General features: G+C 72.0%; 19 protein-coding genes. 15 read left to right on the top strand and 4 right to left on the bottom strand.

Annotated features, from left to right (window positions below; translation table 11 throughout):
- Positions 1-4 precede the first annotated feature (4 nt).
- Positions 5-310 carry a hypothetical protein gene (locus IEZ01_RS30795; RefSeq protein WP_229833296.1) on the bottom strand — a complete coding sequence of 102 codons (306 nt, stop codon included), beginning with the start codon at positions 308-310 and terminating at the stop codon, positions 5-7.
- Between the two features lie 302 nt (positions 311-612).
- Here IEZ01_RS30795 and IEZ01_RS30790 point away from each other — a divergent pair, with 302 nt between their 5' ends.
- The 8 genes from IEZ01_RS30790 (at position 613) to IEZ01_RS30755 (ending at position 11,858) form a co-directional block, all read left to right on the top strand.
- A complete protein-coding gene (locus IEZ01_RS30790; protein ID WP_019884636.1) occupies positions 613-1,632 on the top strand; it encodes an AurF N-oxygenase family protein in 1,020 nt (339 codons plus the stop codon).
- Positions 1,629-2,816 carry a hypothetical protein gene (locus IEZ01_RS30785; RefSeq protein WP_019884637.1) on the top strand — a complete coding sequence of 396 codons (1,188 nt, stop codon included), beginning with the start codon at positions 1,629-1,631 and terminating at the stop codon, positions 2,814-2,816. The genes IEZ01_RS30790 and IEZ01_RS30785 overlap by 4 nt, the downstream gene beginning before the upstream one ends.
- A complete protein-coding gene (locus IEZ01_RS30780) occupies positions 2,791-5,655 on the top strand; it encodes an AMP-binding protein (protein ID WP_189204971.1) in 2,865 nt (954 codons plus the stop codon). The genes IEZ01_RS30785 and IEZ01_RS30780 overlap by 26 nt, the downstream gene beginning before the upstream one ends.
- Before the next feature lie 20 nt (positions 5,656-5,675).
- Entirely contained in the window at positions 5,676-7,271 is a 1,596-nt protein-coding gene (locus tag IEZ01_RS30775; protein ID WP_189204969.1) for an MBL fold metallo-hydrolase, read from the top strand.
- Between the two features lie 100 nt (positions 7,272-7,371).
- Entirely contained in the window at positions 7,372-9,435 is a 2,064-nt protein-coding gene (pabB, locus tag IEZ01_RS30770) for an aminodeoxychorismate synthase component I (protein ID WP_189204967.1), read from the top strand.
- Entirely contained in the window at positions 9,432-10,361 is a 930-nt protein-coding gene (locus IEZ01_RS30765) for a prephenate dehydrogenase/arogenate dehydrogenase family protein (protein WP_189204965.1), read from the top strand. Before pabB ends, IEZ01_RS30765 begins: the two co-directional genes overlap by 4 nt.
- Positions 10,358-10,660 carry a 4-amino-4-deoxychorismate mutase CmlD gene (gene cmlD / locus IEZ01_RS30760; RefSeq protein WP_019884642.1) on the top strand — a complete coding sequence of 101 codons (303 nt, stop codon included), beginning with the start codon at positions 10,358-10,360 and terminating at the stop codon, positions 10,658-10,660. The genes IEZ01_RS30765 and cmlD overlap by 4 nt, the downstream gene beginning before the upstream one ends.
- A 10-nt stretch (positions 10,661-10,670) precedes the next feature.
- Positions 10,671-11,858, top strand: coding sequence for a 3-deoxy-7-phosphoheptulonate synthase (locus IEZ01_RS30755; RefSeq protein ID WP_189204963.1), 1,188 nt, complete (start codon positions 10,671-10,673; stop codon positions 11,856-11,858).
- 69 nt (positions 11,859-11,927) lie between these two features.
- On the opposite strand, the gene IEZ01_RS30750 is transcribed toward IEZ01_RS30755, so the two are convergent.
- Positions 11,928-13,130 carry a Cmx/CmrA family chloramphenicol efflux MFS transporter gene (locus IEZ01_RS30750; protein ID WP_189204961.1) on the bottom strand — a complete coding sequence of 401 codons (1,203 nt, stop codon included), beginning with the start codon at positions 13,128-13,130 and terminating at the stop codon, positions 11,928-11,930.
- A 378-nt stretch (positions 13,131-13,508) separates the two neighbouring features.
- Between IEZ01_RS30750 and IEZ01_RS30745 the strand changes: the two genes are divergently transcribed.
- Positions 13,509-14,843, top strand: coding sequence for a cation:proton antiporter (locus tag IEZ01_RS30745; RefSeq protein ID WP_052185736.1), 1,335 nt, complete (start codon positions 13,509-13,511; stop codon positions 14,841-14,843).
- Positions 14,840-15,589: a 4'-phosphopantetheinyl transferase family protein gene (locus tag IEZ01_RS30740; RefSeq protein WP_019884646.1), complete on the top strand. Its 750-nt coding sequence runs from the start codon at positions 14,840-14,842 to the stop codon at positions 15,587-15,589. Before IEZ01_RS30745 ends, IEZ01_RS30740 begins: the two co-directional genes overlap by 4 nt.
- Here the strand turns inward: IEZ01_RS30740 and IEZ01_RS30735 are convergent.
- Positions 15,586-16,578, bottom strand: a complete 993-nt coding sequence (locus IEZ01_RS30735; RefSeq protein ID WP_019884647.1) for a ParB/RepB/Spo0J family partition protein — start codon at positions 16,576-16,578, stop codon at positions 15,586-15,588. The two genes, IEZ01_RS30740 and IEZ01_RS30735, sit on opposite strands and share 4 nt — an antisense overlap.
- A 621-nt stretch (positions 16,579-17,199) precedes the next feature.
- Here IEZ01_RS30735 and IEZ01_RS30730 point away from each other — a divergent pair.
- The 5 genes from IEZ01_RS30730 (at position 17,200) to IEZ01_RS30710 (ending at position 21,264) form a co-directional block, all read left to right on the top strand.
- Complete coding sequence (locus IEZ01_RS30730; RefSeq protein ID WP_019884648.1) at positions 17,200-17,724, top strand: hypothetical protein; 525 nt, start codon at positions 17,200-17,202, stop codon at positions 17,722-17,724.
- Positions 17,725-17,728: 4 nt separating this feature from the next.
- Positions 17,729-18,256, top strand: a complete 528-nt coding sequence (locus IEZ01_RS30725; protein WP_019884649.1) for a hypothetical protein — start codon at positions 17,729-17,731, stop codon at positions 18,254-18,256.
- A complete protein-coding gene (locus IEZ01_RS30720; RefSeq protein WP_019884650.1) occupies positions 18,250-19,479 on the top strand; it encodes an MAB_1171c family putative transporter in 1,230 nt (409 codons plus the stop codon). The genes IEZ01_RS30725 and IEZ01_RS30720 overlap by 7 nt, the downstream gene beginning before the upstream one ends.
- A gap of 54 nt (positions 19,480-19,533) precedes the next feature.
- Positions 19,534-20,421 (top strand): oxygenase MpaB family protein, encoded by an 888-nt coding sequence (locus IEZ01_RS30715; protein WP_189204958.1) that lies wholly within the window; start codon positions 19,534-19,536, stop codon positions 20,419-20,421.
- Positions 20,422-20,508: 87 nt separating this feature from the next.
- Positions 20,509-21,264, top strand: coding sequence for a 2-phosphosulfolactate phosphatase (locus tag IEZ01_RS30710; protein WP_189204956.1), 756 nt, complete (start codon positions 20,509-20,511; stop codon positions 21,262-21,264).
- Between the two features lie 61 nt (positions 21,265-21,325).
- Here the strand turns inward: IEZ01_RS30710 and IEZ01_RS30705 are convergent, their stop codons facing one another.
- Positions 21,326-21,982, bottom strand: coding sequence for an alpha/beta fold hydrolase (locus tag IEZ01_RS30705; protein WP_019884653.1), 657 nt, complete (start codon positions 21,980-21,982; stop codon positions 21,326-21,328).
- Between the last annotated feature and the right edge of the window lie 377 nt (positions 21,983-22,359).

Here is a 22,359-nt window from a genome sequence, read left to right as displayed (position 1 = left end):
CGGCCTAACCGCGTGCGCCGACGAGTTCCAGCTCTTCCTCGACGAATGCGATCAGCCGCCGGACGCTGCTGAAGGGACTCACCCGGCGGGATACGGCCTTCTCGGAGGTGAGCGAGACCTCCACGCCGAACTCGTCCTCCAGGCTCTCCTCGACCAGCGAGAGGAAGGCCACCAAATACATCGACTCGAAAACGCCGGCATCGCCGTACAGACACAGGTCGAGCACATTGTCGGTGGGAATCTTTTCCTCGCGCGTCCGATTGATCTCGTCGAGCGCCGCAACGACGATGCTCTGGATTCGCTCCGCCACGATCGGGCCTCCGTCCAGCACCACAGAGAGAAGACTTCTGGATGCGTCGGCCGGTAGCAATCGGGGCCGACGCCTGGATGTTTATGTCATAGGCCTCCGACGCACGCAAGGCCGTGCAATGCCACGCAGTTGGACAGAGTTCTCCGTCGGGCGCCGGCGGGTGTGCAACCGTCCCGTTCTTTCAGTTGCACACCCTGGTGATCTGCACACCTTGCGGGCGACTGCGAATGTCCACAGAATCACAACCGCCGGACCCGGAAAGGGCAGAGCCCCGTAAAGGGAAGAGAAGGAAGGGGTGGGCCATGCGCGAACACACGGACGAGAACTCCAGCGAAAGCGGACGCGACGAGCGGCACGTCCAGGTCGCCGGATTACCGGCGTACGACCCGAACGACCCCGCGGAGAACGCGGTGATCAACCGACTGGTCGGAAACTGGCACCGGCGCGCGGCCGTCAAGCGCGAGGAGCCGGATGTCTACGCCCTCTTCGACATCGACCGCCCCGATTTCCGCGAGGACATGGTCCCGTTCCGCTCCCATCCGATCTGGGAACGCCTCTCCGACGACACCCGGTCCCGGCTGCTGAGCTGGGGGTGGATCGCCTACAACCGCAACACGGTGCTGATCGAGCAGCGGATCGCCAACCCGGCCTTCGAGCTTGTCATCGGCGGTGCGTATCCCGGGCTCGGCGGCCAGCAGTTGGAGCTCGCCGTCGCCCAGGCCATGGTCGACGAGCAGTACCACACGCTGATGCACATCAACGGCAGCGCGGTGACGCGGCGGATGCGCCGGAGCGAGTTGTCCGACCGAGTGCTGCCGGACTCGCACATCACCACGATCCACCAGGAACACCTCGACCGGTGCGACGAGCAGTGGGAGCGGAGCCTCACCACGCTGGGCTTCGCCACCGTCGCGGAGATCTCCATCAACGCCTACCTGGATCTCCTCGCCGACGACCAGGAGATCCAGGTCGTCAACTCCACCACCGTCCGGCTGCACAACCGCGACGAGTACTGCCACGCCTCGATCTCCGGCGAGATGATGAAGCAGGTGTACGAGGCGCTGCCGGCCGACCGCCGCCGATTCCTCCTGGACAAGGTCGTCGCGGGCCTGGAAGCCTTCGTCGCCCCCGACTTCGCGACTTGGGAGAGCATCGTCGCCTTCGAGGGGGTCCGGGGCTGGGAGAAGGCGGCCGCCGAGGTGCGTGAGGCCCAGGGTGGTACCCACCTCGTCCAGGACCACTCCGGGATCCACCGCCTGCTGGCGGAGATGGACGTCCTCGACGAGGTCGAGTTCAACTGGGGTACGACGGTGGCGCGGTGAGCGCCGGCACGCACGCGGCGGCACCCCGCGTCGGCTTGCGGCCCGGCGCCGTCGCCGTCCGCGACATCCACAGCTTCCTCGCCGACCTCGGCCTCGACTGCGACGTCAACCCGTGCACGGCGTTCGTCGGCGCCGCCGACCCCGAGCGGCTCGCGGACCTCGACGCCTGGCAGGACTTCGTCCGCAGGCTCGGGCTCACCCAGGCGCTCGCCGACCTGCTCGACGTGGCCGAAGAGGACGTGGTCGTCACCCTGGCCCCGCAGGCGGGACCGGTCGACGGCGGCGTCGAGGAGCTGGCGGAACGCGTCAGCACGTACCACAACACCCACCCTCTGCGGCTCGACGAGGCCGTGCGCCTCGCCTACTGGCCCCATGCGAACGGCGGGTACGTCGTCTTCGTCAAGTTCAGCCATCTCGTCGTCGACGGGTCCGACGTGGTCGACCTGCTCCGGCACATCAGGGCGTATGCCCGCGGCGAGACGGTGGGCCGGATCGGCGCCCGCTACCGCCGCCACGCGGCGACGGTCGAGCGGTTCGCCCGGCTGCCGCGCGCCGACCCCGCGCAGGTGAGCCGGATCCACGGCGACCTTCCGATCCCCGGCCGGAAAGGCATCCCCACCATCTCCCGCTCGGCGCAGGAGTGGCTTCCGCTGCGCGAGGGCGTGACCTTCGACGAACTGCTCAGCGCGGTCACCGCCGCCCTGCTCGCCACCACCGGCGGCGGGCTGGTCCTCCAGTACCCGTACTCCCGCTGGGAGTTCGCGACCGCGGGGGGCTACTACGTGGAGATCAAGCCGCTCGTCATCCGGGCCGAGTCGGCCGCCGACTACACCCCCGGTCACTTCGCGGAGACCCGGCGGCTCCAGGAGTCGCTCGGCCGGTTCACGATGTCCGACCTCCCCGACTTCGCCACGGCCTTCACGGCCGGCCGGATGCCACGCGTCGTCGTCTCCGACACCACGTTCATGCGCCCTGATCCCACCCTGTGGCGCTGGATCCCCGTACGCAGCGCACGCGTCTTCGAGGACCTCAAGTTCCTCGCCGACCGGTCCTGGCCGGGCCCGCCGCTGTTGCGGATGCAGTACAAACGCGGATTCCTCACCCCCCAGGCCGCGGCCGGCCTCCTCGACCGACTGAAGCAGCGAATAGGAGCAAGCGGTGCATCTCTCGGACCTGCTGACTGACCTCTTCCGGCGCCACCAAGGGCGCACCGCGCTCCGGACCGCCGGGCGCACCTGGACGTACGGGGAGCTCGGCCGGCTCACCCGTGCGCTCGCCGACCGGATCGACCGCGAGTGCCCCGCCGGCCGCCGTGTCCTGGTCGCCGGCGAGCATACGGCGGAAGCCGTCATCTGGGCCCTCGCGGCCATGCGCAGCCACGCCGTCCACACCCCGCTCAACCCCGGCCTGCCCGCCGACCGCTTCGAGGACTTCGCCCGCGCCGCCGACGCCGGGCTCGTCGTCTGCTTCGACCGCGAGACGCTGGTCCGCGCCGAGAAGGCGGGAGTCGCCGCCCTGCACACGGGCGACGTCGGGTGGCCCGCCGATCCGGCGTCCGCGGACGACACGGCCGGGCACGCGGAGCCGGACGCCCCCCGCGCCGCGTACTCCATCTTCACTTCCGGCTCGACGGGCACCCCCAAGCTGGTCGACGTCGGGCACGGCGGCCTGCTCAACCTGTGCCGCTCCCTGCGACGGCTGCTCGACATCACGCCGGACGACGAGGTCCTGCACTTCGCCTCGCTCTCCTTCGACGCCTCCGTCAGCGAGATCCTCGGGACCCTCTACGCGGGCGCGACCCTCGTCGTCCCGGTATGGGACCAGGCTTCCTGGATGGGCTCGGTGTCACGGCACATCGCCACCCACGGCTGCGACCTGGCCATGCTGTCGCCGTCGGTGTACGCGCGGCTCGACGAGGCGGCCCGCCGCCGCATCCGCAAGGTCGAGTTCTGCGGCGAGGCCCTGGGCGTGAGCCAGTTCCACCAGGCGGCCCGCTACAGCCGGGTCTTCAACGCCTACGGCCCGACGGAGGCCACGGTCTGCTTCTCCCTCACCGAGCTGACCGAGTTCACCCCCACCATCGGCACCCCGATCGACGGCTTCCGCGCCCTTGTGCGCGACCCCGGCACCGGCGCCCTCACCTCCGGCGGAACCGGTGAACTCGTCATCGTCGGCGACGGCGTGGCACTCGGTTATGCCGGCGGGAACGCGGACGAGAACAAGGCGTTCGGTACGGTCGACGGCGCCCCCGCGTACTTCACAGGAGACCTCGTCACCGTCGAGGAAGACGGCGAGCTCTCGTACGTCGGACGGATCGACGAGCAGGTCAAGCGGCTCGGACACCGTGTGAACCTCGCCCATGTCGAGTCCACCCTCTCCCACCGTCTGGCCCGCGAGGTCGTGCTCGTACGGTCGGACGACACGATCCTGCTGGCCACGACCGCCGGAGGCGACGACACCGAGGAGTCGCTGATGGGCCGTATCAGGAGCGCCGTACCCCCCTGGGAAGCACCGGACCGGATCGTGTTCGTCACGGAACTCCCCCTGACCGCGGGCGGCAAGCCCGACCGGAACGCCCTGCGCGAGCGGCTCGCGGCGCCCGCCGCCGGCCCGGCCCCGGACGCCATGGAACTGCGGCACGTACTCGGCGTCGTGACCGCCGTCCTCGGCCGCGAGATCGAGCCGGACATGTCGATCTTCGACGCCGGCGGCAGCTCCCTCGCCATGATCCAGATCCAGGTCAAGCTCTCCGAGACGTACGGCGAGGCCGCGGTGGAGGCCGCCTTCGCCGCGATGGACTACGACTTCGCCCCGGCCGCCTTCCTGCGGCACCTGAGCGGGGAGGCCGTCGCGACGGGCGAGTCCGCCGTGGAGACCCTGCTGCGGCGGGTCGAGAGCGAACGGGAAGCGCTGCGTGCGGAGTTGCCCCTGCTGCGCCGCGACACCCGGCGCGAGGCGTCGCCGCGGACCGGGGACGGCGGCCCGGCCGTGCTCCTCACCGGGGCCTCCGGCTTCATCGGAGGGCACGTCCTGGACCGGCTGCTGTCCATCGGCCGCGCCGTCCTGGTCGTGAGCACCGGCGACCCCGACCGGGTGCTGGCCGAGCACCGTACGCGGTTCGGGCGGGAGACCGCCGACTACCGGCACGTACGCGCCATCGACTACGGGGAACTGGAACAGTGGGTGGAGCGGCGGCGCGGACCGGCGCTCGACGGCGTGGTGCACTGCGGCTACCAGGTCAACCACCTGCTGCCGCTCGACAACCAGATGAGCGGCAGTGTCGGCAACACCGTGCTCGTCGTCCGCGCCGCGGCCGCCCTGGGGGCCCGCTCCTTCGTCTTCCTCTCCGCGGCTTCGGCCGGGGAGAGCTTCGTCCCCCTGTCCACGGCGGCGCTGGAGGCCGTCGGCGACCCGTATTCCCGGTCGAAGCTGATCAGTGAGGAGTACGTGAACACCCTCGCGGCCCTCGGGTGTGCGGTCTCCCACTACCGCCCCGGCCTCGTCTACGGCCACCGGCCCGAGGACCACGGTCATCTCAAGGACGACTGGTTCACCGGCCTGCTCGCGACCGCCGGCCGACTGCGCGTGATGCCCCGCCTGGACGGCCACGTGCCGGTCTGCGACGTCGGCGTCCTGGCCGGGACCCTCCTCGCGGGCCTGGAGGAGGGCGCGGGCTCCCGTTCCGCCGTCGTCGTCCACCGCACCTACGCCCTGGACGAGCTGCTCCGCCACGCGGGCCTTTCGGAGACCGACGTCCTGGCACCGGCGGAGTGGTTCGAGCGCGTGCGGGAGAGCGAGGAGGTCCACCCACCGCTGCTGGCCGCGATGCAGGCGGCGCTGAGCGGCCCGGGATGGCGTACGCCCCACCAGGAGGTCGACCACGACATTCTCGGCCGTCTGCTCGGGGCGGCGCCACCGGACGGCCCCGTGCGGGCCGTGCCCCCGGTCCGGGCCGTGGAGGGCACCGGGACGGAGACCGGCACCGACGCCGAGACCGGCGCCGCCCATGCGTCACCGCGCTAGCAGGAACGGAGAGTTGCCCCATGCGCTACTCGTTACGCCAGAACATCGCGGTCGAGCCGGTCATCGCCGGCTGGTACGCCTGGTCGTACCTGCTCCCGCCGCAGACCCTCGCCCGCTTCGTCCGCAACCGCTTCACCCCCATCGTCGAGAGTTACCTCGACGACCCGCAGGTCCACGCGGCCGCCGTCCGGCAGCGCCGGATGCACGGCGGCCCCTGGATCCACGCCTACGAGCACCGGGACGCGATCGAAGCCTGGTACCGGGACACGGCACCGTGGCGCGAGCGGCTCGGCGAACTCTTCGAAGCGATACGGCAGCTGGAGGAGGACATCCTGCCCCGCCACCACGGCGAATGCCTCGACCCCGTCTACGAGGAGCTGCCGCCGGCGCTCGCCGGACGTGTGGAGGTCTTCTACGGCAGGGACAACCGCACGCCCGACTACCGCTTCATCGAACCGCTGATGTACGCATCCGAGTTCTACGACGAGTCGTGGCAGCAGGTGAGGTTCGGCCCGATCGAGGACGACGCCCGTGAGTTCGCGCTCACGACACCGATGCTGGAGTACCGCCCGGACCAGCTGCTGGTCGACGTCCCCCTGAATTCGCCGCTGCTCGACGCTGTCTTCCGCGGTGGTCTCACCGACGCCGAACTCGCCGAGCTGGCATCGCGGTTCGGGCTCACCGGGGACCGGGCGGCCCTGTTCACCTCGTACTTCGAGCCCGTCAAGGACACCCTTGGCGCCCCTGCCACCCAGGACGCCGAGGACGACGTGCTCGACTACGTGGGCCACGCCTGCGTGTTCGCCCGCCACCGTGGCACGACCTTCCTCGTGGATCCGGTGCTGAGCTACGGCGGCTACCCCGGCGGCGCGGAGAACCGGTTCACCTTCGCCGATCTCCCGGAGCGCGTCGACTACCTGCTCATCACCCACAACCACCAGGACCACATGCTGTTCGAGACTCTGCTCCGGATCCGTCACCGGGTGGGCAGGGTCCTGGTCCCCAAGTCGTCCAGCGCGAGCCTGGTCGATCCCGGACTCGCCGGCATCCTGCGACGGCTCGGCTTCACCGACGTGGTCGAGGTCGACGACCTGGAGACGCTGTCCTGCGGCTCCGCCGAGGTCGTGGCGCTGCCCTTCCTCGGTGAACACGGCGACCTGCGGATCCGCAGCAAGACGGGCTGGCTGCTCCGCCTCGGCGAGCGGTCGGTGCTGTTCGCCGCCGACTCCACGAACATCTCGCCGACGATGTACGCGAAGGTGGCGGAGGTGATCGGCCGGGTCGACACCGTCTTCATCGGCATGGAGAGCATCGGCGCGGCGGCCAGCTGGATCTACGGCCCACTGTACGGGGAGCCGCTCGACCGTCGCACCGACCAGAGCCGCCGGCTCAACGGCTCCAACTTCCGGCAGGCGAAAGAGATCGTCGACGCCCTGGAGCCCGACGAGGTCTATGTGTACGCGATGGGGCTGGAGCCCTGGATGGGCGTCGTGATGGCGATCGACTACGACGAAAGCCATCCCGCCATCGTCGACAGCGACCTGCTCGTGCGGCACGTCCGGGACAAGGGCGGGTCCGCCGGGCGGCTGCACCTGCGGCGGACGCTCCCCCTCTGAAGCGACGCACCCCGCGAAGTGATCTGCGAGTGATCCGCGGAGTGCGCTGCGAAGTGTCCTGCGAAGTTCCCCTCGACGCGCCGAGACAAGGTGGCCCACCATGCGCACGCTTCTGATCGACAACTACGATTCGTTCACCCACAACCTCTTCCAGTACATCGGCGAGGCGACCGGACAGCCCCCCGTCGTCGTACCCAACGACACGGACTGGTCGCGGCTGCGTGTCGAGGACTTCGACGCGATCGTCGTGTCGCCGGGGCCCGGCAGCCCGGACCGGGCCAGGGACTTCGGGATAAGCCGTCGGGCGATCATGGACAGCGGCCTCCCCGTCCTCGGCGTCTGCCTGGGCCACCAGGGCATCGCCCACCTCTTCGGCGGGACCGTCCGTCTCGCCCCGGAGCCGATGCACGGCCGGGTCTCCCAGGTGCGGCACACCGGCGTGGACGTCTTCGCGGGACTGCCTTCGCCGTTCTCCGCGGTCCGCTACCACTCCCTGGCCGCGAGCGACCTCCCCGCTGATCTGGAGCCCATCGCCTGGACCGACGACGGCGTCGTCATGGGGCTGAGGCACCGGGAGAAGCCCCTCTGGGGCGTGCAGTTCCACCCGGAGTCGATAGGCGGCGACTTCGGCCGTGAGATCCTGGCCAACTTCCGGGACCTGGCCCTCGCCCACCACCGCGCGCGACGGCAGGAACAGGCGGCCTCGCCCTACGAGGTCCATGTGCGGCGCGTCGACACCCTGCCGGACGCGGAGGAGGTACGGCGGACCTGCCTGTCCCCCGGCGGAGCCTCCTTCTGGCTGGACAGCAGCGCCGTCATCGAGGGCGCCTCCCGCTTCTCGTTCCTCGGGGACGACACCGGCCCGCTCGCCGAGTACGTCACCTACCGCGTCGCCGACGGCACGGTCTGCGTCTGCCACTCCGACGGGACGACGACGCAGAGCCGGCAACCCCTCTTCGCCTACCTGGAGGAGCAACTCGACCGCCGGCGCCTGCCCGCACCGCCCGGTCTGCCGTTCGAGTTCAATCTCGGATACGTCGGCTATCTCGGCTACGAGCTGAAGGCCGAGACGATCGGCGAACCGGTGCACCGGTCCCCCCACCTCGATGCCGCGCTCATCTTCGCCGACCGGCTGATCGTCCTCGACCACCAGGACGGCTGCTGCTACCTCCTCGCCCTCGACCGCCGGGGCGAGGACACCGGGGCACGGTCCTGGCTCGCGGACATGGCCGGCCGCCTCACCGGGCAAGCGGGCCACGCCCCGGCCGAGCGCACCCCCACCCCCATGTCCAGTTCCGTCGAAGCGGTGGCGGACTTCGGGCCCGTGGCCATGGCCCGCCACGACAAGGACGCCTACCTCAAGCGCATCGACGCGTGCCTCGAGGAAATCCGCAACGGCGAGTCGTACGAGATCTGCCTGACCAACATGGTCACGGCGCCGACGGAGGCGACGGCCCTGCCGCTCTACACCGCGCTGCGTGAGATCAGCCCCGTCCCGTACGGCGCCCTGCTCGAGTTCCCCGAGCTGTCGGTGCTCAGCGCGTCGCCCGAGCGGTTCCTGACGATCGGCGCGGACGGCGGCGTCGAGTCGAAGCCCATCAAGGGGACCCGCCCCCGGGGGGCCACGCCGGAGGAGGACGAGCTGCTCCGGGCCGACCTGGCCGGCCGGGAGAAGGACCGGGCGGAGAACCTGATGATCGTCGACCTGGTCCGCAACGACCTCAACAGCGTGTGCGCGATCGGCTCGGTCCACGTGCCCCGGCTGTTCGAGGTGGAGACCTACGCGCCCGTGCACCAGCTGGTGTCGACGATACGGGGCAGGCTGCGGCCCGGCACGAGTACCGCCGCCTGTGTCCGTGCGGCCTTCCCCGGCGGCTCCATGACCGGTGCGCCCAAGAAGCGGACCATGGAGATCATCGACCGGCTGGAGGACGGACCCCGGGGCGTGTACTCGGGCGCGCTCGGCTGGTTCTCCCTGAGCGGCGCCGCCGACCTCAGCATCATCATCCGCACCATCGTCCTCACCGAGGGCCGGGCGGACTTCGGCGTCGGCGGTGCGATCGTGGCCCTCTCCGACCACGAGGAGGAGTTCACCGAGACCGTGGTGAAGGCACGTGCCATGCTGTCCGCCCTCCAGGGCACGGCCGTGGCGGAGGCGCGGTGAGCGGCTTCGGGCGCAGCGTCGTGGTCGGCGGGTGCGGAGCGGTGGGCGGCATGTTCGCCGGCTTGCTGCGCGAGGCCGGCAGCCGGACGGTCGTCGTGGACATCGCGCCGCCCCCGGCCGAGCGTGACGCCTGCGTCGTGGCCGACATCACCGCTCCCGGCCCCGAGCTGTCGGCCGCCCTCGCCGATGCGGACCTCGTCCTGCTCGCCGTCCACGAGGCGGTCGCCCTCAAGGCCGTGGCGCCGGTGACGCGGCTGATGCGGCCGGGCGCACTGCTCGCCGACACGCTGTCCGTCAGGACGGCCATGGCCGCGGAACTCGCGGCCCACGCCCCCACCGTCGAACACGTCGGCCTGAACCCCATGTTCGCGCCGAGCGCGGGTATGGCGGGCCGGCCCGTCGCCGCCGTGGTCACGCGGGACGGGCCCGGTGTGACCGCCCTCCTGCGGCTCATCGAGCGGCAGGGCGGGCGACCCGTACGGCTTGCACCCGAGGAACACGACCGGACGGCGGCCGCCACGCAGGCACTGACCCACGCGGTGATCGTCTCGTTCGGCCTGGCCCTCACCCAACTCGACGTGGACGTAAGCACGTTGACGTCCACGGCGCCGCCGCCCCATGTCACGCTGCTCGCCCTGCTGGCCCGGGTGCTCGGCGGCAGCCCCGAGGTGTACGGGGAGATCCAGCGCTCCAATCCCCATGCCGCGTCCGCGCGCCAGGCCCTCTGCGACGCGCTGCGGAGCTTCGCCTCACTCGTCGAAGAGGGCGGGTGTACGGACGAGGGCGATGCGGCGCGGGGCATGGATGCCGCCTTCGAGCGGCTCCGGCGGCTCATGGGGCCGGAGCTCGCGTCGTACCAGGACCAGTGCCACGCGCTGTTCCGCACCATCCAACCCACCGACGGCGGAGGCGAGACGGACCGATGACCAAGCAGGACGAACTGGCCCGGCTGCGCACGGAACTCGACCACCTGGACGGGACTCTGCTGGACACACTGCGCCGCCGCATCGACTGCGGCGTCCGTATCGCCCGGCACAAGTCCCGCCACGGCGTCCCGATGATGCAGCCCGGCCGGATCCATCTGGTGAAGGAGCGGGCCGCGCGCTACGCGGCCGAGCACGGCCTCGACGAGACCTTCCTGGTGAACCTCTACGACGCGATCATCGCCGAGATGTGCCGCGTGGAGGACCTGGTGATGAGCCGGGAAGCCGGCGACCGACGATGAGGAGTCCACGATGCACGCGCCCACGATGCACACGGCCACGACGTACGCGTCCCTGAGCGGGCTTCCGGCGGCTCAGCAGCCGTACTGGCCGGACGAAGCGGTCCTCGAGGAGGTGGAACGGGAGCTGGCCGCACTGCCCGCGCTCACCACCGAGGACGAGGCCGTCGACCTCATGCGCGGGATGGAGCTGGTCGCCCGGCGCTCGGCCCTTCTCGTCCAGGGCGGTGACTGCGCCGAGCGCTTCCACGAGGCCGTACCGGAACTGGTGCGGCAGAAGGTGGACACCCTCCAAGGACTCGCCGCGATCATGCGGGCGGGCAGCCGCTCCCCCACGGTGGCCGTGAGCCGGATCGCCGGCCAGTACGGCAAACCGCGGTCCTCCCCCTTCGAGACGGAGGACTCCGGCCGGCGGATGCCCAGTTACTGCGGCGACGCCGTGAACGACCCGGAGTTCGACCCGACGGCGCGGATCCCGGACCCGCGTCGGCTGGTCACCGCGTACGAATGCTCGACGCTCGTCCTCAGCGAGCTCCGCCGCTCCTGGTCGGGACGGCCCATCCTGGAACGGGTGTACGCCTCCCACGAGTTGCTGCTCATGCCCTACGAGCGGCCCTTGGTACGGGAGGGGGCCCGCGGCGCGTACAGCGGTTCCGCGCACTTCGGCTGGATCGGCGAGCGGACGCGACGGGCGGACGGCGCACACATCGCCCTCGCACGGACCGTGCACAACCCGGTCGGTGTCAAGCTCGGGCCGACCGTGTCGCCGGAGGACGCGGTCGAGCTGAGCCGGACGCTGAACCCGGAAGGCGTTCCGGGACGGCTCACCTTCATCGTCCGCTTCGGCGCGAAGGAGGTGGACCGGCTCCTGCCGCCGGTGGTCGACGCGGTCGCGCGCGAGGGCGCACCGGTTGTCTGGCTCTGCGACCCCATGCACGGCAACGGGGTGCGGGTCCGCGGTCACAAGACCCGGCTGATCGAACCGATGCGGGCCGAGGTCGCCTCGTTCATCCGGGTGCTGCACGCCCGTGGACAGTGGCCCGGCGGCCTCCACCTGGAGCTGACCCCGGACCCGGTCACGGAGTGCGTGTCGGAGCGTGACGAGGAGCCGTCCTTCACGGACTACCGCTCCACCTGCGACCCGCGTCTGAACCCCGAGCAGTCGGCGGACATGGTCTCCCACTTCCTTTCGCTGCTCTGACATGGCCCACACACGGCGGTGGCCCGCCCCCCGTTCGGAGGACGGGCCACCGGAGACCGCGGGGCCCCGTCAGGAACGGGCCTCCGCCGGACGTTCCACCGGACGGTTCGCCTTGGAGACGCCGCCACCGGCGGTGCCGATCGCCCGGGCGACGCCCGCGAGCACCAGTGCGGTGGCCACGAGCAGGGCGCTCACCACCAGCGGGGATCGGAAACCCAGGTCCGCGCCGATGGCCACACCACCCAGGGCCGGTCCGGCCGCCGCACCGACGTTCAGCGCGGCGGTGGCGAAGCCGCCGGACAGCGTGGGCGCCTCCGACGCCGTGTACAGCGCCTGCGCGATCAGCGTGGAGCCCACACCGAACGACAGCGTGCCCTGGACGAAGACGAGCACCAGCGCCACGACCGGGTTGCCGGCCGTGAGGGCGAACAGCAGCCAGCCCGCCAGCAGCGCCACGCCACCGACCGCCAGCACCTGGCCGGGCCGGCTGTCCGCCAGCCGACCGCCCAGGTTGACCCCGACGAAGGACCCGATGCCGAACAGCGCCAGCGCGGCGGGCACCCATCCGGTGCTCAGGCCCGTGACATTCGTGACGACGGGGGTGAGGTAGGTGAACGAGCAGAACGTCCCACCGTTGACCAGCGCACCGAGGACCAGCGTCAGGAGCAGCTTCGGAGCGCGCAGCGCCCGCAGCTCGTGCCGGACGCTCGGCGCCCCGGCGTCGGCGGGCGTCGCCGGTACGGAGCGCAGGATCGCGAAGACGGCGGGGGCGGAGATGACGGCCACACCCCAGAAGGCGGAGCGCCAGCCCCAGAACTCGCTCAGGACCGCACCGAGGGGAACCCCCGCGATGCAGGCGAGGGTGACACCGCTCAGCAGCACCGACGTCGCCCGGCCCTTGGCCTGGGGACCGGCCATGCTCGCGGCCGTCGCGAGGCCGACCGCGAGGAACCCGGCGTTGGCCAGCGCGGCGATCACGCGCGTGACGAACAGGATCTCGAAGCTGCTGGTGAGCGCGCCGACGACGTGCGCCAGAAGGAAGGTGACGAGGAAGGCCAGCAGCGCCCGGCGGCGCGGCCAGCGGAGGCTGAGCATCGCGACCAGCGGCGCGCCGACGATCATGCCGACGGCGAAGGCCGAGGTGAGCGAACCGACGGCGGGAATGGACACGCCGAGATCAGCGGCGATGTCCTGCACCAGACCCGACAGCATGAATTCCGACGTTCCCTGGGCGAAGACGGCCAGCCCGAGAACGTAGATGGCGAATGGCATGAAGAAGCTCCAACTACATCGCAGAACAGGAAGGCGCGACGCACGGGCGAAAGGCCATGTGGTCGCGTGGGAGACGGGCCCGGGAGACCTCGGGCCGTGATCCCGCGATGCGGTTGATCCGTGGCGGATGCGCGACGCACTGCTCGGCGATGACGCCGAAGAGAGCAGGGTCGTCAGGAAGTTACGCGAACAGCCACCGGATCACCGGTGGCAGGCTTCTTTCCGCCTCAGGACTGGACATGTTTTCCAACATAGCAACGCCCGGATCGCCGTGTCTAACGAATAGACACCCAGGCGGCAGGGGCTCTGCGTTGCATCCGACCGGGTCCGACACCCGCCGCCGTCGCGCGCTCGTCGGCCTGTGGAGAAGGAGTGTTCGTGACCACCCACCACACCGCCATGATCATGGTCGGTCTGGCGTTGATCATCGCGCTCGCGCATGTGCTCGGGCGCCTCGCGCGGCGGTGCGGCCAGCCCGCCGTCATCGGGGAGATCCTGGCCGGCATCCTGCTCGGGCCGACCTTGTTCCACGGAGCTCTCGCCGAGGCGCTCTTCCCGCTGGACATCCGGCCGATGCTCACGACGCTCGGCAACCTCGGTGTCGCGCTGTTCATGTTCCTCGTCGGTCTCGAACTCGACCACAGGCTGCTGCGCGGGAACGGGCGGGCCGCGGTCGGGGTGTCCGTCGGATCGATCGTCTGCGCCTTCGTACTGGGCGTGGTGCTGGCGTCGTACCTGTGGCACGACCACGCGGTGGGCCACCGGCTCGGCTTCCTGCTGTTCATCGGAGCCGCCATGTCCATCACGGCGTTCCCGGTCCTGGCCCGCATCCTCACCGACCGGGGTATCCAGCACACCAGGGTCGGGGCGCTGGCGATGGCGAGCGCGGCCGTCGGGGACGTGGTCGCCTGGCTCCTGCTTGCGGCCGTGCTGACCTTCACGGGGAGCCAGAGTTCCTGGCAGGTCCTGCTGGTCGTGCCGTACGCCGTGGTCATGGTGGGGGTGGTGAGGCCCCTGCTCGACAGGCTCCTGGCCGCGCCGGAGCCGCGTGGCCGAGGAGCCGGTGGGCGAGGAGCGGAGGAGCGGGGGCTCGGCACGGGAGTCCTGGGGGCGCTGACGGTGCTGCTGCTCGTCTCCGGCGCGCTGAGCGAATGGCTGGGGCTGCACTTCATCTTCGGGGCGTTCCTGGCCGGCGCGATCGTGCCGCGCAAGGGCACGGAGAGGCTGCGCGCGACGGTGGCGGAGCGGTTCGAGACGGTCACCTGGATGCTGCTGCCCGTGTACTTCACCGTGGCCGGGCTGAAGGTCGACCTGACGACCGTGGGCGGCGACGGGCTCGGTGAGCTCGGGCTCATCCTTCTCGTGGCGGTCGGCGGAAAGTTCGGCGGCGCCTACCTCGGGGCACGGATCGCCGGCCGGCCCGGGCGCTCGGCCACCACGCTGGGCGTCCTCATGAACACTCGCGGGCTCACCGAGCTGATCATTCTCGGCGTCGGTCTGCAACTAGGGCTGCTGGACACCGATTTGTACTCGCTGATGGTCGTCATGGCCCTCCTCACCACCGCCATGACCGCACCGCTGCTGCGCTGGGCCTATCCGCGCCAAGCGATAGACGCGGACCTGCGGGAACTGGCCGAGGAGTGGGAGGCTGCGGCCCCGCGCACCGCGCTCGCCCGTCCCGTGGGCGCCAAGCGGTCGCAGGAGACGCGATGACCGCCACCCTCCTCACCCGGCTGCTGCCCCCGGCCGCACTGAGCGCCGAGGAGTTCGGTGACATCCCGGACGCCTGGCTCTTCCCGGAGGAGGCTGCCGTGCTGAGCCGCGCGGTCGAGCGCCGGCGCAAGGAGTTCGCGACCGTACGCCACTGCGCGCGCGTCGCCCTGACGGTCCTCGGCCGGCCCGCGGGACCGATGGTCCCTGGGGAGCGGGGGGCGCCGACCTGGCCGGAGGGCGTGGTGGGCTCGATGACCCACTGCGACGGCTATCGGGCCGCCGCCGTCTCGCGGCGGACCGACGTCGCGGCCCTGGGCATCGACGCGGAACCACACGCGCCGCTGCCGCCGGGTCTCCTCGCCCGCATCGCGTCACCGGCCGAACGGAACCATCTGGCCACGCTGCGCCACGCCCGTCCGGCACTGCACTGGGACCGGGTGTTCTTCAGCGCCAAGGAGTCCGTCTACAAGGCGTGGTTCCCGCTCGCCGGGACCTGGCTGGACTTCCGGGAGGCGGAGGTGACCCTCGACCCGCACCGGCTGACCTTCCGGGCCCGTCTCCTGAAGACCGGGCACGACCCCGAGGGACGACCGCTCCAGGTGTTCCACGGGCGATGGCAGGTCAGCCGTCGGCTCGTGGTCACCGCCGTCGCCCACGGGGTGACGCCCATGTCCCGGGCGAGGGGGAGGACGCCGCGCGACATTCCGTACGGAATGCTGCACGGCGCCGCGGACGGAGGGCGTTAACCGGCCAGGGAATCCTCGACGGACCGCAGCTCCCTGGCCATTCCCTTGAGGTCGTCCGCGCAGGCGGACAGGATGTCCGCGACGGCGTTCCGTCCGTGCAGCGGGATGGTGGGGGCAAGCCGCTTCCACTCCTCGGTGGTCTGCAACTGTGTGCGCAGGCGGTGCAGCACGAGCCGTCCGTTCTCGCTGAGCCGCAGCGAGGGGTCGTTGCGGAGCCCGTCGAAGAGGGTGATGCGGCGCGCGAGGTCGGGCATGTGCTCCGGTGTCCTGCGGTTCTCGTCGGGGCCGGTGGGCGCGGCGCCCGTGGGACCGCCCTCGTCCGTGGGAGCGGGTCCCTGCCTGTCGGCCGGGACGGCCTCCTGTCCGTCGGCCAGGCGGCGGCGCACGTCACGCACGGTCCCCACCGAGATCCCGGACTCCCGCGCGATCTCCCGCAGGGAGGCCGCCGGGTTGCGCCGGATCACCTCGGCGGCCATGCGCCGTCCCTCGGCGGTGCTCGTCGGACGGACGCGGCCGTCCCGGCCGACGCGCGCCTCCGGCCGCGCGCCGGCGTCCGCAAGGTCCCGGCGCAGCAGCCCCACACCGGTGGCGTTCCAACCGGTCATCTCGGCGATGCTCCGGTCGGACCAGTCGGGGTGCGCGCATAAGATGCGCAGCGCGGCCTGTTTCCGCTCGTCACGGGAGAGCGGCAGGCCGTGTCGCATGTTGGACTCGACCGCGAGCAGGAAGGCCGCCTGCTCGTCCCCGTCGAACCAACGCGCGCTTACGGTAGGTAAGTTGCGCAGTTCCGCGGCCCGCACTCGGTGCATGCCGTCGACGACGCGCCGGGTCGCCCGGTGCACCAGGATCGGCGGGAAGTCCACCTCGCTCTCGGCGAGCATCCGTATGTGCGCGTGGTCGAGGGTGAACCGCGGCGAGTCGGCGGGCCGCAGGGAACGTATGTCGATGTCAAAGGTCGACGTCTGCCCTTGATCGGACGCTTCGAACATCAATGCCTCCAGAAGTACGCGTCATCGCTGACGGGAACGGTGGAACGACGCCGCCCGCGCGGCATGCGGGAGCGGCGTACGCGTGCGGGCGAAGGGTGCCGGGACAGGAGGCCGCCGCACGGAGGCGCGCGGACGGCATGAGGCGACGCCTCATGGGGCCGGCCGGCTCATAGGGCCGCGAGTGTGGGAGGAGGGGGTGGGGGGAGAGGGGGATTCTTCTTGAGGGGGTGTGTGGCGCCGGGGGCGAGGCGTCAGCCGCCTTGACGCCCCGCGCCGGTTCTCGTCATGGGCGCGTACCCGCGGACGCGGCGGACGCCGATGGCAGGCGGTGGGTCGGGGTCATCCACCGGCCCTGCGTGTCACTCGGCTGCACCATGCGATCGCGATCCTTTCCAGAAGTGGAGCGACGCCCAACGGGCGCTGATCGTAGGCGGGACGTGACGTTATGGCAGCGTACGAAGAAGCGTCAACATGTCCGCTGAGACGGACAGCCTCCTCTCGCCCTTGTCCGGGATCATGCTTGTCCGCTTCCGCGAACAGGGATAGACATGCCCTGTGGCCTCGTAAGAGTCGTCGGAAGAGAGGCGTGGGATGGGCAGGGAACCGGCACACCATGACGGTGTGCGTCCGCTGCTGCGGAAGTTCGACCAACGGCTCACCGAACTGATCCACGCCGTCTACCCCGATGAGCAGCAACGGCCGGGATACGCCCGTCTCGCCAGGGAGATCAGCGCCACGACCGGCGGCTCCATCTCGGCGACGTACCTGTGGGAACTCGCCACGGGCAAGAAGCGCAACATCACTCTCGAACAGCTCGACGTGCTGGCCCAGTTCTTCGGCGTCCCGCCCGAGTACTTCCTCAACGAGGAGGTCTCGCAACGGGTGAAGGCCCAACTGGCGCTCGCCACCGCACTGCGCGACGCCAAGGTGCGCAATCTGGCGATGCGGGCCTCGGGCCTGTCACCCGCGAGCCTCGACTCCCTGCTGACCATCGTGAACGAGGCCCGGAAGGTGCAGAACCTCTCGGAGGTCGGGCCGCCGGAGGCAGACGCGGACACGGAAGGCGAACGCCGCGACGGAAGGGACGAAGGAGAGGGCGATCCCATGACGGAGGACAGGCCCGGACCCGCCACCGAGGGACGGTAGATACGTGCCGCGACGACTCACCCTGCATCGGCGCTGCCGGGAGCTTGCCCAACAGGTCAGTCTGCCCCGCCCCTTCTCCATCGAGACCTTCCGCGACCACGTCGCGGCGCAACGCGGACGGCCGCTCCACCTCCACCCCCTGCCGCTCGAGGCGGCGTCGGCCGGCGCCTGCGGTCTGTGGCTCGCGACGGCCACCGACGACCACATTTTCTACGAGCCGCACACCTCGACGCTCCATCAGGAACACATCGTGCTGCACGAGTTCGGTCATATGCTCTTCGACCACCATCCGGTGACGCAAGACACCGGCCGCGGCGGGAGGGACGACCTGAGTTCGGTCCTGCCCGACCTCGATCCGCGTCTGGTACGACGCCTCCTCGGGCGCACGAATTACTCCACGTCCCAGGAGCGTGAGGCCGAACTGCTCGCCAGCCTCCTGCGGACCCACGCCGACCGGCCGTCCCGCCGCGAACGACACGGCCCGCTCGCCAGCCTGGGAGCGGCTCTCGGGGTGCGGGACCCCGAGTGCTGACCGCCTCCCTGGCCACGCTCGGATCATGGCTCACCTACCCGAGCTGCCTCGTCCTCTGCCTCGCCGTCCTCCTCCGCGCCGCACCGTCCCTGCGCGCCCCGGACCAGCGCGGACTGTGGCTGGCCGTCGCCACCGCGGGAGCGGCGATGGCACTCGACCTGCCCGCCGTCACCCATCTCGTGACGGGCCTCGCCGGCACCGACCACGTCGTCGAACTGACGAAGAACATGATCGGCGTGGTGTCGGCGGGCGCGGTGCTGTACTTCCTGTCCGCGCCCAGCGGCAGCCACCCGCTCCGCACCGGCCTGTGCTGCACCGTCGGCGTGATCCTGGCCGCCGTGCTGTTCCTCGACCTGTCCGCGCCGCCCCACCTGACACACGCCATCACCGCCGCCGGCGGCCCCGCGCCCTCGGCCGCCTACTGGCTGACACTCATCGTGACCCATGCGGTGGCCAACACCGTCTGCGTGATCGTCTGCTGCTGGTACGGCCTGCGCACGGACGACCGTCCGCTCGCCGCCGCGCTCTGGCTGTTCGCCACGGGCACCGCACTGGCCGGGCTCTTCTGGGTGGGCCGGCTGCTCCTGCTCACCCTGGGCGGGACCTGGGCTCAGCCGTACCTTCCGCTCCTGATCAGCCTGCATGCCGTGTTCCGTGCGGCGGCCGTCCTCATCCCCACCGTGGTCTCCGCCCGCGGCGCCCTGGCCGACGCCCGGACGGTGTGGCGTCTGTGGCCCCTGTGGCGGGAGCTGGCGGACGCGGTCCCGCAGGTGGTCCTGACCACGCGCCGTACGCGGCTCCTGGAACTTTTCTGGCCGCCGGTCCCCCGCCACCTGCTGGCTTACCGCAAGGTCATCGAGATCCGGGACGCCATGCTGGAACTCGAACGCTACGTCCCGCAGGGAATCGCCCCGCTGGCCCAGGACCACGTCCGGAGCCTTGGGCCCTTCCGGGCGCGCGCGGACGCGACCGTGCTCGCGTGCGTGGTGAAGGCGGCCCGCCACGCCAAACTGGCGGGCCACCCGCGGTGCCAGTCGCCCGCAGAATCGTCTATTCAGGGGGAGCCGCCCCCGTCCCTCCTCACCCGCCACGGCCAGGAGACCACCCTCGCGGCCGAGAAGACACACCTGATCGAACTGGCCCGCGCCTACGTTTCCGCCCCGGTCCGCTCGTTCGCCCCTGGCCGGAGCAGCCGTGTGCCGGGCCACCCGGAGCAGCGCTGACAGGTTCGACCACGCCCGCCATGGGGGTGGGCCGGGCGGGCGCATACTGGCCACATGCCCCGGTCGTCGGCGTCGCGGGGCGCTCCGGAGGCGTTCCGGAAGCGAGCGGGTGAGGCGCTCTTCCGCCGGGTCGCCGGTCCCTCCGGGCCGCAGACCCGCGCGCGCATCCACGAGACCCCCGGGCCCCGGTGGTTCGGGCCCGAGCGGCCCATCCGGGAGGTCCACGGGGACGCCTCGATGTTCGTGGGCGGGCTGGCCGCGCTGCTGCTGCAGTCGCTGCACCCGCTGGCCATGGCCGCGGTCGCGGCCCACTCCGGCTACCGCGGCGACCCCTGGGGCCGGTTGCAGCGGACCAGCACCTTCCTCGCGGTGACGACGTTCGGTACGAGCGAGGACGCCGAGGCGGCGGTCGCCCAGGTGCGGGCGGTGCACGCGACGATCCGGGGGCGTACGAGCGAGGGCGTCCCCTACCGGGCCGACGATCCCGCGCTGCTCACCTGGGTCCACATCGCCGAGACGGCGTGCTTCGCGCGAGCCCATGAGCGGTACGGCCGCCGTCCGCTGAGCCCGGCCGGGTATGACGCGTACCTCGCCGACGCGGCCCGCGTGGCGCGTGCGCTGGGCGCCGACCGCCCGCCGACGGACCGTCGCGCGCTGGCCGCGCGCATCGCCTCGTACCGGCCGCAGCTGCGCGCCACGCCCGCCTGCCGGGAGACGACCCGCTTCCTGCTGGCCGACCCGCCGCTGCCGGCGCTGGTCCGCCCGGTGTACGCGCTGCTCGCCGCGGCGGCCGTCGATCTGCTGCCGCCGTGGGCGCGGGAGCCGCTGGACATCCCGTACGGGATCAGGCTGCTGCGCCCCCTGGCCCGCCCCGGCGGCCACGCCGTCACGGCGGCCGTCCGCTGGGCTCTGCGCCCGCCGCCGCCCGCGCCGCGTGGGTGACGCCACGTCATGGAGGGCGGCGGGTCCGCCCGGTGGGCTCGCGGATTCCCGGGACGCCCGGATACCCGCCTGGCATGATCACCATCCATGGGCGACTGGTACCTGCAGACAGGCCACGGTGTCCGCTTCGAGTGGGGTCCCGAGGGCGCGGAGCGGCTGGCGACGGGCGTCGACTGTGTGGTGGTCGTCGACGTGCTGTCGTTCACGACGTCGGTGACGGTCGCGGTGGAGGCCGGAACGCGGGTGTTCCCCTACCGCTGGCGTGATGCGACGGCGGCCGCGTTCGCCGAGCGCAACGGCGCGGACCTGGCGGTCGGGCGGCGGGAGGCCGGCCCGTCGTCGCCGTGGTCGCTTTCTCCAGCGGCGCTGCGCGGTGCCCCCTTCACCCCCCGCCTTGTCCTTCCCTCACCCAACGGATCCGCCATCTCCGCCTCGGCCGGCGAGGCGGTGGTGGTGGCCGGCGCTCTCCGTAACGCGAAGGCCGTCGCGGACTGGCTCGCCCGACAGGGCTACGGCACGCCCGAGCGGCCCGTCGCGGTGATCGCCTCGGGCGAGCGGTGGCCCGACGGGTCCCTGCGGCCGGCGGTGGAGGACCTGCTTGGCGCCGGGGCCGTCGTCGCGGCGCTCCAGGAGCACGTCGGTGACGCGCTCTCACCCGAAGCCTCCGTGGTGGCCGCGGCGTTCCGGTCGACACCGGACGTCGTCGCCGCGGTGAGCGCCGGTTCCTCCGGCCGCGAGCTCGTCGCGTACGGATTCGCCCAGGACGTCGCCGTCGCCACCGAGGTGGACGGCTGCGCGGTGGTGCCCGTCCTCGTGGAGGGGGCGTTCACGGCCGCCGGGTGACGGCCGGCCGGGGGCCGTGCGCGTCCGGCCGCGGGGGGGCCGACCCGGCGGGCGTGCGCGCTCAGCGCTCGGACAGCAGCCCCGCGACGAGCGCGGCCGTGCGCCGGTGCCACAGGCCCGCGCCGCGCAGCATGGCGTGGCCGCCGGTGGGCATGGTGATGCCCTCCGCGTCGGCGCCGGCCGCGCGAGCCCGGCGGACGAACTCCCAGGACTCGCGCGCCGCGGTGACCTTGTCGCTCTCGTCGTGGAGGAGGTGGAGGCGGCGTCCGGCGAGGTGGTCGACCGGTTCCCCCTCGGGGCACCAGGGCGCGAGGGCGACCACTCCGCGGACCAAGGGGTCGCCCGCGGCCCGCAGGGCGGCGCGGCCGCCCATGGAGTGGCCCACGAGGACGACGGGGAGGGGCCCGGCGCGGTCCCGCAGCCGCGCGAGGGCGGCCTCGGCGTCCTGGGCCGCGTCGGCGCGGGCGCCGTTCCAGCCGCGGTGGCGGTAGCGCACCTCCGCGATCAGTACGTCACGGCCCCGGACGGCGCGCGCCGTGGCGGCGGCGAAGGGGCGCATGCGCAGGGCGGGAAGGTTGAGGTACGGAGGCGGCTCCAACGCGTCCGCGCGGCCGCCGTGCAGCAGGAGGACGGCCGCGGTGGGTACGGGCGGCGCGCTGCGCAGGATCAGGGCGCCGGGCTCGGCCCGTACGGCACGGTCCGGGGTCTGCGCGGTCATCGGACGTCCGCCACGCGTGCGTGCCGCCGTGGCGACCGGGAACGGCCGGTGCGGGCCACGTCCGCCATGGGGGCCTCCAGAAGGGTCGTCGCCTCCCCCGGGCGGGGAGACGGGCAGGGCAGCCGCAGTCTGCCAGGTCGTGCAACCGGCCGGGCGCTGGGTCCCGCGCTGGGCCCCGTTGGCCGGGTCGGTCCCGGCCGCGGGCGTGCGGGAAGCGGGCGCCTCGTGCAACCGGCCGGGCCCCGGGGCCCGCGCTGGGCCCCGTTGGCCGGGTCGGTCCCGGCCGCGGGCGTCCCGGAGCCGGGCGGCTCGTGGAACCGGCCGGGCCCCTAGGCCCGGGGCTCAGTCCCGGCCGCGGGCGTGCCGGAAGCGGGCGC

The organism is Streptomyces purpureus (assembly GCF_014648195.1).
GTDB classification, from domain to species: domain Bacteria; phylum Actinomycetota; class Actinomycetes; order Streptomycetales; family Streptomycetaceae; genus Streptomyces; species Streptomyces purpureus.
Note: the sequence above shows the minus strand (reverse complement) of the source record. Positions and strands in the feature narration are given on the sequence as shown.

Excerpts from the sequence above, each read along its gene's own strand:
- IEZ01_RS30790 (WP_019884636.1), top strand. The coding sequence starts at position 613 with ATGCGCGAACACACGGACGAGAACTCCAGCGAAAGCGGACGCGACGAG.
- IEZ01_RS30775 (WP_189204969.1), top strand. The coding sequence starts at position 5,676 with ATGCGCTACTCGTTACGCCAGAACATCGCGGTCGAGCCGGTCATCGCC.
- pabB (WP_189204967.1), top strand. The coding sequence starts at position 7,372 with ATGCGCACGCTTCTGATCGACAACTACGATTCGTTCACCCACAACCTC.
- cmlD (WP_019884642.1), top strand. The coding sequence starts at position 10,358 with ATGACCAAGCAGGACGAACTGGCCCGGCTGCGCACGGAACTCGACCAC.
- IEZ01_RS30755 (WP_189204963.1), top strand. The coding sequence starts at position 10,671 with ATGCACGCGCCCACGATGCACACGGCCACGACGTACGCGTCCCTGAGC.
- IEZ01_RS30750 (WP_189204961.1), bottom strand. The coding sequence starts at position 13,130 with ATGCCATTCGCCATCTACGTTCTCGGGCTGGCCGTCTTCGCCCAGGGA.
- IEZ01_RS30740 (WP_019884646.1), top strand. The coding sequence starts at position 14,840 with ATGACCGCCACCCTCCTCACCCGGCTGCTGCCCCCGGCCGCACTGAGC.
- IEZ01_RS30735 (WP_019884647.1), bottom strand. The coding sequence starts at position 16,578 with ATGTTCGAAGCGTCCGATCAAGGGCAGACGTCGACCTTTGACATCGAC.
- IEZ01_RS30715 (WP_189204958.1), top strand. The coding sequence starts at position 19,534 with ATGCCCCGGTCGTCGGCGTCGCGGGGCGCTCCGGAGGCGTTCCGGAAG.
- IEZ01_RS30710 (WP_189204956.1), top strand. The coding sequence starts at position 20,509 with ATGGGCGACTGGTACCTGCAGACAGGCCACGGTGTCCGCTTCGAGTGG.
- IEZ01_RS30705 (WP_019884653.1), bottom strand. The coding sequence starts at position 21,982 with ATGACCGCGCAGACCCCGGACCGTGCCGTACGGGCCGAGCCCGGCGCC.